At 67.9% G+C, this 12950-nt stretch carries 15 protein-coding genes; 4 read left to right on the top strand and 11 right to left on the bottom strand.

The genetic code is table 11. The features are described 5' to 3' along the window. Positions 1–40: 40 nt before the first annotated feature. Positions 41–799, top strand: coding sequence for a MerR family transcriptional regulator (locus ABZ004_RS11150; protein WP_355679655.1), 759 nt, complete (start codon positions 41–43; stop codon positions 797–799). A 338-nt stretch (positions 800–1137) separates the two neighbouring features. Then, a complete protein-coding gene (locus tag ABZ004_RS11155) occupies positions 1138–2307 on the top strand; it encodes a hypothetical protein (RefSeq protein ID WP_355679656.1) in 1170 nt (389 codons plus the stop codon). A 46-nt stretch (positions 2308–2353) separates the two neighbouring features. Here ABZ004_RS11155 and ABZ004_RS11160 read toward each other — a convergent pair whose 3' ends face one another. From ABZ004_RS11160 to ABZ004_RS11175, 4 genes are read right to left on the bottom strand one after another with little or no spacing between them, the layout of a single operon-like run. Further along, positions 2354–2617: a DUF6510 family protein gene (locus ABZ004_RS11160; protein WP_355679657.1), complete on the bottom strand. Its 264-nt coding sequence runs from the start codon at positions 2615–2617 to the stop codon at positions 2354–2356. Further along, positions 2614–3360, bottom strand: coding sequence for a ferredoxin reductase (locus ABZ004_RS11165; protein ID WP_355679658.1), 747 nt, complete (start codon positions 3358–3360; stop codon positions 2614–2616). Before ABZ004_RS11165 ends, ABZ004_RS11160 begins: the two co-directional genes overlap by 4 nt. Further along, positions 3330–3926 (bottom strand): sulfite oxidase-like oxidoreductase, encoded by a 597-nt coding sequence (locus tag ABZ004_RS11170; RefSeq protein WP_355679659.1) that lies wholly within the window; start codon positions 3924–3926, stop codon positions 3330–3332. Before ABZ004_RS11170 ends, ABZ004_RS11165 begins: the two co-directional genes overlap by 31 nt. Before the next feature lie 48 nt (positions 3927–3974). Then, on the bottom strand, positions 3975–4553 hold the full coding sequence (locus tag ABZ004_RS11175) for a TetR/AcrR family transcriptional regulator (RefSeq protein ID WP_355679660.1): 579 nt from the start codon (positions 4551–4553) through the stop codon (positions 3975–3977). A 112-nt stretch (positions 4554–4665) separates the two neighbouring features. Here ABZ004_RS11175 and ABZ004_RS11180 point away from each other — a divergent pair, with 112 nt between their 5' ends. After that, the gene (locus tag ABZ004_RS11180; protein ID WP_355679661.1) at positions 4666–5355 is read left to right on the top strand and encodes a hypothetical protein; all 690 of its coding nucleotides are present in this window, start codon (positions 4666–4668) and stop codon (positions 5353–5355) included. A gap of 56 nt (positions 5356–5411) precedes the next feature. Here ABZ004_RS11180 and ABZ004_RS11185 read toward each other — a convergent pair whose 3' ends face one another. From ABZ004_RS11185 to ABZ004_RS11215, 7 genes are all read right to left on the bottom strand, one after another. Continuing rightward, positions 5412–6554 carry an acyl-CoA dehydrogenase family protein gene (locus ABZ004_RS11185; protein ID WP_355679662.1) on the bottom strand — a complete coding sequence of 381 codons (1143 nt, stop codon included), beginning with the start codon at positions 6552–6554 and terminating at the stop codon, positions 5412–5414. Positions 6555–6638: 84 nt separating this feature from the next. Next, positions 6639–7760 (bottom strand): CaiB/BaiF CoA-transferase family protein, encoded by a 1122-nt coding sequence (locus tag ABZ004_RS11190; RefSeq protein ID WP_355679663.1) that lies wholly within the window; start codon positions 7758–7760, stop codon positions 6639–6641. A 65-nt stretch (positions 7761–7825) separates the two neighbouring features. Continuing rightward, positions 7826–8572, bottom strand: a complete 747-nt coding sequence (locus tag ABZ004_RS11195) for an NAD(P)H-binding protein (protein ID WP_355679664.1) — start codon at positions 8570–8572, stop codon at positions 7826–7828. An 18-nt stretch (positions 8573–8590) separates the two neighbouring features. Next, positions 8591–9490, bottom strand: a complete 900-nt coding sequence (gene sigJ / locus ABZ004_RS11200) for an RNA polymerase sigma factor SigJ (RefSeq protein ID WP_355679665.1) — start codon at positions 9488–9490, stop codon at positions 8591–8593. Beyond that, positions 9483–10478, bottom strand: a complete 996-nt coding sequence (locus tag ABZ004_RS11205; protein WP_355679666.1) for a HEAT repeat domain-containing protein — start codon at positions 10476–10478, stop codon at positions 9483–9485. The genes sigJ and ABZ004_RS11205 overlap by 8 nt, the downstream gene beginning before the upstream one ends. Beyond that, entirely contained in the window at positions 10472–11122 is a 651-nt protein-coding gene (locus tag ABZ004_RS11210; RefSeq protein WP_355679667.1) for a HEAT repeat domain-containing protein, read from the bottom strand. Before ABZ004_RS11210 ends, ABZ004_RS11205 begins: the two co-directional genes overlap by 7 nt. Positions 11123–11156: 34 nt before the next feature. Continuing rightward, entirely contained in the window at positions 11157–11963 is an 807-nt protein-coding gene (locus ABZ004_RS11215; RefSeq protein ID WP_355679668.1) for a LysR family transcriptional regulator, read from the bottom strand. 68 nt (positions 11964–12031) lie between these two features. Here ABZ004_RS11215 and ABZ004_RS11220 point away from each other — a divergent pair, with 68 nt between their 5' ends. Further along, positions 12032–12916 carry an NAD(P)H-binding protein gene (locus tag ABZ004_RS11220; RefSeq protein ID WP_355679669.1) on the top strand — a complete coding sequence of 295 codons (885 nt, stop codon included), beginning with the start codon at positions 12032–12034 and terminating at the stop codon, positions 12914–12916. Positions 12917–12950: the final 34 nt, after the last annotated feature.

A 12950-nucleotide genomic window follows, 5' to 3' on the forward strand; every position in this document is an offset into this window, starting at 1 on the left:
GGTGTCATAGTGGTCAAGGGGGGCCACTATGATCTCCGCCATGCCCTTGTCACCGGTTCCCGCCGATTCCTCGCCGAGCGAGGCGACGCTGACCGTCGACGAGCTCTCCGCCCGGGTCGGGATGACCGTGCGGACGCTGCGGTTCTACGCGGGTCGCGGGCTGATCCCACCGCCGGTACGCCGGGGGCGCGTCGGGTACTACGGTCCCGAGCACATCGCGCGTCTCGACCTCGTCCGGGAGCTGCAGGCGCACGGGTTCACGCTGTCGGCGATCGAGGGGTATCTCGACCGGATCCCGAAGGACGCGACACCGCAGGACATCGCGCTGCACCGGACGCTGCTGACGCCGTGGATGCGGGACCTGCCCGAGACGCTGGATCGGACGGCACTGGTACGGCGTACCGGGCGGGAGCTGTCCGACGACGACATCGAGATGCTGGTCGCGTTGGGTGTCGTCGAGCCGACCCCGGACGAGGACGTGTTCCAGGTGGCGACCGCGCACCTGAGCCTCGGGGTGGAGCTGCTCGACCTCGATCTGCCGGTCGATGCGGTCCTGGACATCACCCGGATCTTCCACGAGCACGGACGGGCCCTGGCCGAGGAGCTGACGGACGTCTTCCGGGCCAAGGTCTGGCCGCACTACCGCGCCTCGGGCGGACCGCCGGAACACATCCAGCAGCTCGTCGAGCGCTTCAAGCCGGTGACCATCCAGGGCCTGGTCCTCGCCTACGAGCGCGCCGTCGGCGAAACCCAACGCGACACCATCCGCCGCACCCGCACCAAACCACCCCGCCGCTGACAACCGGTCATCGCCGCGGCGCGTCCTTCCCCTCACGCGAAGCCGCTCCACCCACCTTCCACCTACCGGCTCGACTCGCCGGTCCCCTTCCACCTACCGGCTCGACCCGCCGAACGCCGCGCGACCTACCGGCTCGAGCCGGGAAGTGGACGTCGGCAGCGGAATGGGCGGTCGGGCTCCTGGCATGGGCTGCCCCGGCACTGTCGGCTGGGGGTGGGATGCTTGCGGGCAACGGCGGTGGCGGGGTGCGACCGGTGGGAGTTGCTGATGGCGGCCGGCGGACAATTTGCTGACATCTGACCTGACAACCGGCTGGGTTCGCGCAGCGTCGCAGCTACATGAGGAAACTGCTGACCGTCGTCATCGCCTGCGCGATGTTGGTGCCGACGGCAACTACCGCCCAAGCATCAGCACGCCATCTGGTCGGAACCGCCACCTATACCCTCGGCGACACCGCTTTCCAGCTACCCGCCCGCGAAGACGGTACGTCGGACCGCGCCGAGCTGACCGCCGTCGTCCACTACCCGAAAGACCTCGCCCGCCACCGCTATCCCGTAGTACTGATGTCGCACGGCTCCTGGATCACCTGCGCCGACCGGAAGGCGTGGGACGACCAGGACTACTCCAAGCTCGCCGCCTGGCCGTGTGCTCCCGGAACCCCGCCGCTGCCCAGTCAACGCGGCTACGACTATCTCGGCGAGGACCTCGCCGCGCAGGGCATGATCGTGATCTCGATCAGCGCCAAGGGCGTCGAGCCGAACTACCTCGGCCAAGAGCAGGACGCCGCACGAGCCGCCTTGATCAGCAAGCATCTGGCGCTGTGGCAGGAACTCACTGCGACCGGCGGCGGTCCGCTGGCCGGCAAGGTCCTCGATCACGGTCGGCCGATCGACTTTCGCGGGCATGCGGATCTGGCGAACGTCGGGCTGATGGGTCATTCGCGTGGCGGGCGGGGAACGCTGCTCTTCGCTGCCGATGTGAACCAAGCGCGATGGCCGACCGGAGTGAAGATCAAGGCGGTGGTGCCGCTCGCACCCGCCGAGCCCTATGCGCCTGACGACAACCCGGACAACCCCGAGTACACGCCGTACCGGATCACCAACATCCCCGTCGCCAACTTCGTCGGCAGTTGTGACCGCGCCGTCGAGGGGCACCTTCGCTACCTGAATGCGCACAACAAAGCACCGCTCTACGAGTACTACGTGCGTGGTGCGAACCACGACTTCTACAACACCCAGTGGTCGCCGTCGAGCGGCCAGGTCGGTGCGTACGACGACGCGGCGACCCCGAGCCCGCCGAAGCCGGGCTACTGCACGTCAGATGACGATCCTCACAGAGCTGACAAGCAACTGACGGAAACTCAGCAGCGCCTGGTGGCATCTACCTATCTGTCAGCGTTCTTCCGGCGATACCTGCTGGGCGACCGGAGGGCCGACCCGATCCTCACCGGCACGGTCCAGCCGCTCCGCTCCTTCGCCACGATCGACATCACGAAGGACATGCCGTAGATCCCCGGTCTGGCCCGGTCATGCCCGACCGGAGCCAGACCGGTCTTCAGTCGGTGTTGGGCAGGCGGAGGTAGGTGAGGCCGCGGAGGTCCAGGTAGGTGTCGGTGGGGGTGGTGACGACGCGGAGGAGGACTCCGTCGCAGCCGGTGCAGCGGGCGACCAGGCCGGGGGCGTCGAGGTACACGTGGGTCTCGGCGAAGACGCCGGTCCGGCCGCAGCCGTTGCATTGGCCGATGGCCGCGGTGATGTCGGCGGCGAAGACCTCGCCGAGCAGGCCGGCTGCCGCGTTGCCGTCGAGATGGGTCGTCATCGCGGTCCTCCTGTAGGTCCGAAGCGTTCGGTTTTCACCCGGGCCGGGTCGTGGCCGGCCGCGACGAGCAGATCGGCGACCGCCTCGACGAACGGGGTCGGGCCGCACACGTACGTCGTGAGGTGCTCCTCTGGGGCGAAGGCGACCTGGTCGAGTAGAGCGGCATCGACCCGGCCGACGCGCGGCTCCCCCGGTGGCGCCTCGCGGGTGTAGGCGAAGGTGATGTCGACGTCGTCGGACGCCGCGATCTCCTTCAGGTCGCCCGCATAGATCACCGACGCCGGCCTGCGCACGGAGTACAGGAGTTTGGCCTTTGCGGTACTGCCGACGTGGGCGCGCAGGATCGCCATCAGCGGTACGACGCCGGAGCCGCCGGCGATGAGCTGGATCGGGCCGGGCTGGTCGGGCTGCCAGACGAACCAGCCGCCGACCGGGCCACGCACCTCGAGCTGGTCACCCGGTTTCACCACCTCGACCAGGTACGGCGAGACCTCGCCGTCGGGCACCAGCTCGACGGTCAGCTCGATCGTCGTGCCGGTCCACGCGGACGCGATCGAGTACGACCGGGAGGCGCGATAACCGTCCTCCGCGGTCAGCCGTACGTCGAGATGCTGGCCGGCCAGGTGACCGGGCCACTCGGGGACGTCGAGGACCAGCGTCCGGGCGGTCGCCGTCTCCTCGCGGACCTCGGTGACGGTGCCGACCTGCCAGGTCAGTCGCCGGCGTAACGCTGTTCTTTCCATGGGTCTCCGTATTCGTGATACCCGACGCTCTCCCAGAATCCGAGATCGTTCGTGTCCGACAGGACCAGGCCGCGCACCCATTTGGCGCTCTTCCACAGATACAGGTGTGGCACCAGCAGGCGGGCCGGGCCACCGTGCTCGGGGGCGAGCGGCTCACCGTCGTACTGGTAGGCGATCCAGGCCTGGCCGTCGAGCAGGTCCTCCAGCGGCAGGTTCGTCGTGTAGCCGCCGTAGCTGTGCACCATCACGAAGTCGGCCGCGGTCTCGACGTCGGCCAGCAGGGTGTCGAGCGAGACGCCCTTCCACTCGGTGCCGAACTTGGACCATCTCGTGACGCAGTGCAGGTCCCGGGTGATCGTCTCGGCCGGCAACGCCATCAAGGCGGCCCAGTCCCAGCGGCTGGTCTCACCGGTCTCGGTAGCGACCGTGAACTCCCAGTGCTCGGTCCGGATCTGCGGAGTCGGCCCGGCCGACAACACCGGAAACTCGTGCGTCACATACTGGCCAGGAGGCAACTCCTCCCCACCCCGCCGACGCCCGGTGAACCCCGGCGACACAATGCCCATCAGGGAACCTCCTCAGCCAGAACCCGCTTGCCCGAAGTCAACCACGAGTCAGGCTTCGATGCCCGTGAAGCTCAGCTTCAGGATGGTGTCGACCTGATCCGGGGTGACGGGGCGGGTGTGCAGGAGGAGGCGGTAGTAGAGGGGGGCGTAGAGGAGCTCGACGATGTCGCGGGGGTCGAGGTCACGGCGTACGGCGCCTGCTTGCTGGGCCTTCTCCAGGCGTTCGATGCAGAGGTCGACGCGGGGCTCGATGATCGTCTTGACGATGCCGGCGGCGATCTCGGGGTCGCTCTGCGCGGCGGCGATCAGGCCGCGGTTGTAGGCGGCGAACATCGGGTCGTTGAAGGCGCGGACGACCTCGGACATCTGGCTGCGCAGGTCGGCGACGATGTCGCCGGTGTCGGGGAAGTCGAGGGTGCCGGTGCCGCGGTCGGTGATCGCCTCGAGCAGGATCGCGGCCTTCGACGGCCACCAGCGATAGATGGTCTGTTTGCCGACCCCGGCCCGTTTCGCGATGCCCTCCATCGTCACGCCGGCGAACGGCTGCTCCTGGCAGAGCTCGAGCGCCGCGTCCAGGATCGCCCGCCGGGCACGCTCGCTCCTGCGGTCAGGGTTCGGAGGGGTCATGCGGACGAGCTTACAACAAGACGAGACGTTGTGTCTTGACAGTGGCCTAGACCGAGACTTAGCGTCTCGTCATGAGACGAGACGTCTCGTCATAAACCCGAGGGAGAGAACCATGTCGGAATCCGCTGTTCGCAGGTACGCAGGCCTGTTCGGGATCGTCGCGAGCGCATTGATCGTCGTCCAGGTGCCGCTGTACTTCCTGTACTCCGGCGCACCGCCGGACTGGAACATCCTGACCCGCAGCCTGATCGGCATCGTCGGCTGCATCTTCTACATCCTGTTCTTCACCGGCCTGCGGCAGCTGATCCACCAGGTCGACATCGCCTCGGACTGGATCTCCGGCGTGATCCAGGCGGCCGGCCTGCTCTGGGTGGCGATGGTGTTCGTGCCGCAGTCGATGGAGGCCGGCGCCGCCATCTCGGTGGACCACGACATCGACACCACCAAGGAAGGACCGTTCGCAGCCGCGCAGTACCTGATGCAGGGCCTCATCTCACGCCTCTTGATGGGCCTGTTCCTGATCGCCCTCGGCATCGTCGTACTGCGGTTGCGACTGCTCCCCCGCTGGGTAGGCCGCTCCGCGTTCGTCCTCGCCGCGATCAACCTCGCCTTCATCCCGGCGATCTACTTCGGTGACAACCCGTCGAACTTCTATGCCGTCCAGGGCTGGGGCACCACCGCCAGCATGGGCATGCTCTGGAGCCTCTGGACCCTCGCAGTCAGCATCAGCATCCTCCGCAGCTCCCGCCGTACCGCCCTCGCCAGCACTCCCCAAACCCCTCTCCACGCCGCCGCCCACTGACCACTGCTGCCGCTTCAGGTAGATCCCATCTCGGGGGATCGGATCTACCTGAACGGTCAGATGCCGAGCGTGCGGCCGATGATTTCCTTCATGATTTCGGTGGTGCCGCCGTAGATGGTTTGGATGCGGGTGTCGAGGTACGCCTTGGCGATCGGGTACTCGGTCATGAAGCCGTAGCCGCCGTGGAGCTGGAGGCAGCGGTCGACGACCTTCTGCTGGAGTTCGGTGGTCCACCATTTCGCCATCGCGGCCTCGGAGACGGTAAGCGTGCCGGCGTTGAGTTCCTCGATGCAGCGGTCGACGAAGACGCGGGCGATCTGAGTCTCGGTGGCGAGTTCGGCGAGCACGAAGCGGCTGTTCTGGAACGAACCGATCGGGCGGCCGAAGGCCTTGCGGTCCTTCACGTAGTCCAAGGTCATCGCTAGCATCGACTCACAGGCTGCAGCAGCGACGACGGCGATCGCGAGGCGCTCCTGCGGGAGCTTCTCCATCAGGTAGATGAAGCCCTTCCCCTCCTCACCGAGCAGGTTCGCGGCCGGGACCCGGACGTCGTCGAAGAAGAGTTCGGCGGTGTCCTGCGCCTTCAGCCCGATCTTGTCCAGGTTCCGCCCGCGCTCGAACCCAGACATCCCGCGCTCCACCACGAGCAGCGAGATCCCCTGATAGCCGGCCGAAGGATCCGTCTTGGCGACCACGATCACCAGATCGGCCAGAATCCCGTTGGAGATAAAGGTCTTCTGCCCGTTCAGCACATACTCGTCGCCGTCGCGGATCGCGGTCGTCTCGATCCCCTGCAGGTCGCTGCCCGCGCCCGGCTCGGTCATCGCGATCGCCGTGATCAGCTCGCCACTGCAGAACTTCGGCAGCCAACGCGCCTTCTGCTCATCGTTCGCATAGTCCAGCAGGTACGCCGAGACGATGTCCACGTGGATCGCGAACCCCGGCCCACTCGCCCGCGCCTTGGTGAGCTCCTCGCTCACCACCGCGTTGAACCGGAAGTCGCGCACCCCGCCCCCGCCGTACTCCTCCGGCGCCATGAACCCGAGCAAACCCGCCGTACCGGCCGCGGTCCACACCTCGCGCGGCACGATGCCGGCCTCCTCCCAGCTGTCGTGATGCGGCAGGATCTCCTTGTCACAGAAGGTTCGCACGGTCTCGCGGAACGCATCATGATCGGCATCGAAGAGGTGGCGTTCCACGGGCGATTCTCCTTGTCTGCAACGCGATAACTGTCCGTACGACGCTCGCCCGGCCGGCCCTCCGCCTCCAGGCTTCCCCGGGATTCAGGCTTGTACCGCGCCTCCGCCGGCGAGCAACTCGTCGACGCCGCTGACTCCCCAGTCGGTCAACGCCTCCCTCGTGTGCTCGCCAGGTCGCGCGGGTGGCAACCCGAGCGTGGACGGTGTCCGGGAGAACCGCGGCGCCGGCGCCGGCTGCCGCGCCCCGTCGTGCTCCACAAAGATGCCGCGGGCAACCAGATGCGGATGCTCGCCGGCCAGCGGAAGCACCGGCGCGACGCAAGCGTCGGTCCCGTCGAACACCGAGATCCACTCGGCCTGGGTCCGCTGCACGAAGGCTTCGGCGAGCGTCTTGCGCAGCTCCGGCCAGTTAGTGAGGTCGTAGCGATCCGGCGCGGTGACACCCAGCAGCTGGATCAGCTCGTCGTAGAACTGCGGCTCGATCGCCCCGACCGCCATGTGCTCGCCGTCCGAGGTCTCGTAGACGTCATAGAACGGCGCCCCGGTGTCCAGCAGATTCGTCCCGCGCTCCTGCGTCCAGTTGCCCCCGGCAAGCGCTCCCAGCAGCGCCGTCGTCAGGTGTGCCGCGCCGTCGACGATCGCCGCATCCACCACCTGACCGAGCCCACTCCCCCGCGCCTCGACGATCGCCGCGAGCACACCGACAACGAGATACAGCGACCCGCCGGCGAAGTCGCCGAGCAGATTCACCGGCACCTGCGGCGGTCCACCGGCCCGGCCGATCGCGTGCAGCGCGCCAGACAGCCCGAGGTAGGCGATGTCGTGCCCGGCCGACTGCGCCAGCGGCCCGTCCTGGCCCCAGCCGGTCATTCGCGCATACACGAGCTTCGGATTGACCGCCTGGCACTCCTCAGGCCCGAGCCCCAACCGTTCTGCGACACCCGGCCGGAATCCTTCAATCAGTACGTCGGCGCCCGCGACCAACTCCAGTACTGCGCGCACTGCCGCCGGGTCCTTGAGGTTCAGCGCCACACTCCGCCGGCCGCGATTGAGCAGCTCCAGCTCGGGCGGTCCCATCGCGAGTCCACCGCCCGGCCGGTCGATCCGCAGCACCTCGGCGCCGAGCTCGGCCAGCAGCATGCACGCGAACGGCGCCGGCCCGATCCCCGCCAACTCGACGACCTTCACCCCACTGAGTGGACCCATACCCAGCATTGTGACAGTACTACTGTCACAGTCGTCAAGTCATCCGAGCACCGACCCCACCGTTTTCATGCCTGTGCGCCGTAGTGCTGGGCGAGGTAGTCGGCGAAGGTTCGGGTTGTGGGCTGGATGGGGTCGGAGAGGGCGAAGCCTTCGGTGAAGGCGCGCATGGTCTTGCCTGGTAGGCGGATCGGGACGACCGGGCGGCGGGAGTGCGTCGCCTGCTTCCAGGCGCGGGCCATCGCGGGGACGGCGAGTTGTTCGGGGCCGCCGAGGTCCTTCACCCTGCCCGACGGTGGGCCGGCGGCGAGTTCCGTGAGGCGCTCGGCGACGTCCTCGACGGCGACCGGCTGGAGGGCGATCGACGGCGCCAGGAGGGCCGGGAGGAAACGCTGGGCGGTCATCACCTCGTCGATCAGAGTGTGGAACTGGGTCGCGCGCAGCAGAGTGAACGGGATCGAGGATTCCGCGACGAGCTGTTCGACGGCGAGCTTGTCGCGGTAGTAGGGCCACGGGATCCGATCGATGCCGACGATCGAGATCACGATCAGGTGCTCGACGTGTTCCGCGTGCTTGAGCAGGTTCTCGGTCTGGCGGACGTCGGCGCGTCGGCGACTGGTGGCGAGGTGCATCACGGTACTCACGCCTTCGAGAGCTTCGGCGATGCCTTCGCCGGCGGTCAGGTCGCCGCGGACGTGGCCGACGCCGGGTCGCCGGCTGAGGATGCGGAGGTCCGTGTGGCCGGCCGCGCGGAGGGCCTGGACGGTGGGGCGGCCCACAGACCCGGTGCCGCCGGTGACGAGGATCGTCTTCATCAGGGTGGTCCTTTCGGTTCACCAGCCTGGACTAGGCAGCCCTCCGATTCGTGACAACTGCTCTCCCGCGAAGGCCAGCTTGTCCGGATTCATCGCGATGTCCATGCCGGTCAGCAGGTCACCATCGAAGGTCAAGAAGCACACCGCCCGGATCTCGCCATCCGCGACGGCGACGATCACCGGCTCGCCGTTCGCTTCGCCCACGGTGGGCGTGATGCCGGCGCCGAAGCGCTCCAGTACGCCGACCAGGTAGCGGGCGACCCGCTCGCGACCGATCACCGGCTTCCGAGCCGCGCTGACCTTGCCACCACCATCCGCGCGCGAGACGACGTCGGTCGCGAGCAGGTCCGCGAGGCGGTCCACCTCACCTCGTTGTGCCGCGGCGAGGAACCGTTCGACCAGGGTGTGCCAGTGGCTGGGGTCGACCGGCCGCTTCTGCTCCGCGGTGGCGACCCGCTTGCGCGCTCGCGAATGGAGTTGGCGGGCGTTGGCTTCCGTCGTACCGATCAAGTCGCCGACCTCGCGATGGCTGTAGGCGAAGGCTTCCCGCAGTACGTACGCCGCGCGCTCGGCGGGCGTGAGTTGCTCGAGGATCGTGAGCAGAGCGAACGAGACCGACTCGCGCTGCCCGGCCAGGTCGCCGAGATCCGGTCCGGTGAGAACCGGTTCCGGAAGCCACTCGCCGACGTACGTCTCGCGGCGTGCGCGGGCCGTCGTGAGCTGGGTCAGACAGAGGTTGGTGACCGTCCTGGCGAGGAAGGCAGCCGGTTCGTTCACACCCGCGTGGTCAACGGATTGCCAACGCAGCCAGGCTTCCTGCAGCACGTCGTCGGCCTCGGTCACGGACCCGAGCATCCGGTACGCGATCCCGAACATCCGGCCGCGCTGCTGCTGAAACACCTCCAGCGGCTCACCCATTCTCTTCGAGCACCTTCACGAAGGCGGTGGAGATCATGGCGATGACCTTGTCGGCGTCGTGGGTCAGGTCGCGGAGTACCGGAAGGGCAACGGGCGACGGCATCTCGGCGAGCGCCTGGATCACGCGGATCCGGACCGCGGAGTCGGCGGAGGACAGCTCGGCGGTCAGGGCGGTCATGATCTGGTCCGAGTGCTGCTGGGCCTGCGCCAGGGCACCGAGGGTCTCGGCTGCCTCGACGTCGTTGATGCCTTCCACGATCAGCTCGACCAGGGCCGGCACCGCCGCGATCGCACCACGTTTGCCGAGCGCGAGAGCGGCGTACTGGCGTACGGTCGGATCCTCGTCCGCGAGAGCTTCGCCGAGGAGGGCATCGGTGCCGGGCAGACCCGCGATCGCTTGTACTGCGCGTCGCCGGATCTCCACTTCCTTCGCCCGCACGCCTTCGGCCAGACCGGCGATGCTCTCGTCACCTGATCGGGCGAGGGCCCAGCGCAGCGCGCCGGCGACAATCGGATCGGTCTCGGTGAGGACTGCCCGAGCCAGTACGTCGGTCGGAACCGGAACGTCATCCGGTGGGGCCAGGACGGTCTGCTGCCGCCGGGCCGCGTCGGGCGAGTTGAGGCCGTGCAGGAGTTCGATGATCCGTAGGGCATCCTCCCAGCCGAACGGCTCCGAGGCGTCGACCGAGCGGAGCCGGTCGAGGAGTTCCTGATCCTGCCGCAGGCGTTCTTCGGTACGCCGGATCAGGTCGCCGACCAGTTCGGCCGGGGTGAAGGCCGGATCGTCCAGGGCGCGGCCGATCTGGCGGAGCGAGAGGCCGAGGGATCGCAGGCTCTCCACGTGGAAGATCCGGCGGATGTCGTCCGCGGAGTACTCGCGATAGCCGCCGACGGTCCGGCCGGTCGGGCGCACCAGCCCGAGGGTGTCGTAGTGCCGAAGCATCCGGCTGCTCACCCCCGAGCGGCGCGCCACCTCTCCGATCAGCACGCTGTCTTCTTCACCTGTTCCGGGTCGAGGGCGATGACGCGCTTGGCTTCGCCGACGGCGAGGTCGAACGCGGCATCGGGATCGTCGAGCAGTATCTCAGTCGCGCGGGCGTGCGCCCTGATCTTCGGGTTCTCGCTCGCGGCGGCTGTTCGCAGTACCGGCTCCACGATCTCCCCGAGGTCGACCAGGACCCGGCTGAGACTGAGCTGGAGCGAGCGATCACCACGCCCCAGCTCCGCCGCAAGCTCCGCGGCGAGCCACGACTTCTCCTCGTCGGGCACCAGGATGACGGCAGTCCGCCACGCAGTCCGGGCGACCTCGTCATCCGGGTCCCGCAACAGGCCCTTGATCGCCTGCCAGGTGGTGCTTTCCTTGATCTTGGACAGCGTGTGCAACGCCTGGCTCCGGGCCTGGGCTCGCTCGGAGTCGAGTTCCGCGCGGAGCCTGGGAATGGTCAGCTCGGCCGGGAGACGAACCAGCGCCCAGGTCAGCATGTCGCGCACGAAGAAGTCCGGCTCCACCGCGCACCGCGCGACCAGCTCGTCGACCACGGCCGGGTCCGCGACCGTCCCGACCCGCAACACCGCTTGCAGCCGGGTCGACGGGTTCTCTGCACCGAGCAGCTGGATCTCCTGTGTCTTCATGAACTCCAGTGAAGACGTTGACACAGTGTCAAGGTCAAGCGCGCAGGGATTCGGTAGCGAGCTCGAGGAAGGACAAGAGGTGGTCGGTGTGGCGGTCCTTGGTGGTGACGAGGCAGGTTTCGGAGTGGGGCCCGTCGTCGATGGGCAGGTACACGAGGTCGGCTCGCGGGTAGGAGGAGGCGACGGTCTCCGGGACGAGCGCGATCTCCTGGCCGGTCGCGATCAGCTCGAACTTCTGCTCGATCGGTGCTCTGCGGCGGGTCTGGGTGGTCATGATCGACTCGTTCTCCAGATCGGCCATCACGAGTGACTCGCGGCCTGCCAGTGGGTGGTTGATCGGCAGGCAGGCGACCCGGCGCTCGCTGCCGATCGGGACGACCTGCAGTCCGGCGTCGTCGAAGGGGCGGCGGAGGAGGCCCACATCGGCGCGACCGTCCCGCAGCGGTGCGTCCTGCTCCCACCAGTTCAGGCTGAGCAGGTCCACCTCGACCTCGGGGTACTTCGCCTTGAAGGCGAGGACCGCATCGGCCACGTGCAGACCTGAGGCGAAGGCGATGACGAGGCGCTGGACACCGCGATCGATCTCGTGCACGCGTCGGATGGCCGAGTCGACGCTGGTCAGCACTCCGGGAGCCTCCGCGCGAAGCTGCTCCCCCGCCGGCGTGAGTTGCACGCTGCGGGTCGTCCGGACGAACAGGTCGCAGCCCAGTTCGCGTTCCAGGGCACGGATCTGGCGGCTGAGTACTGGCTGGGCGATGTAGAGCTCTTCCGCGGCCCGGCCGAAATGCCGGTGGTCGGCGACCGCGACGAAGTACCGGAGCTTGCGCAGGTCCAGATCCATACCTTGATCGTATCAATGGTCACAGAGAGGTATTGGACCTGCCGAATCCCAGCACGCAGAGTGAAGCCATGATCGTCATCACAACGCCTACCGGCGACATCGGCAGCCAAGTTCTCAACCTCCTCCTCAGCTCATCCGAAGACCTCCGCGTCATCGTGCGCGACCCCGCCAAACTCACGCCCGCGGTCCGTGATCGCGTGCAGGTGGTGACCGGATCGCACGCCGATCCCGAGGTCGTCGGCAAGGCCTTCGCCGGCGCCGACGCCGTCTTCTGGCTCGTCCCGCCGGACGCCCACGCGCCGAGCCTCGAGGTCGCCTACTCCGGGTTCACCGCGGCCGCGGCGCGCGCCTTCCCGGCGTACGGCGTGAGTCACGTCGTCGGCATCTCGGCCCTGGGCCGCGGTACGCCGGTTGCAGGCGAGGCGGGACTTGTCACGGCATCCCTGGAGATGGACGACCTGATCGCTTCGAGCGGCGTCGCCTATCGCGCGGTGGCGAACCCGTCGTTCATGGACAACCTGCTGGAACAGGTCGCCTCGATCCGCGACGACGGCGTGTTCACGCACACCTCGCTCGCCGATCGACGCGCGCCGATCGCGGCCACTCGCGACATCGCCGCTGTGTCGGCCCGGCTACTGCTCGACCGATCCTGGACCGGCACGGACAGCGTGCCGGTGCTCGGTCCCGAGGATCTCTCGCCGAACGACCGGGCGCGCATCATCTCGGAAGTACTCGGACGGCCGGTCCGCTACGAGCGCGAACCGCTAGAAGCTCTCGCCGCGAGGATGACCGGGTTCGGCCTCAGCGAGGCGTTCGTGCAGGGCATGGTCGACATGATGCGCGCGAAGGACGAGGGCCTCGACAACGGCATCCGCCGGACGCCGGAAACCAGCACTCCCACCTCCTTCCGGCAATGGTGTGACGAAGTCCTCCGACCGGCTCTTAGTGAGTGAAATCCCTACAGCTCAGACAGTTTCGAGCATGAAG

Origin of the sequence: Kribbella sp. NPDC006257, assembly GCF_040613535.1 — a bacterium.
GTDB lineage: Bacteria > Actinomycetota > Actinomycetes > Propionibacteriales > Kribbellaceae > Kribbella.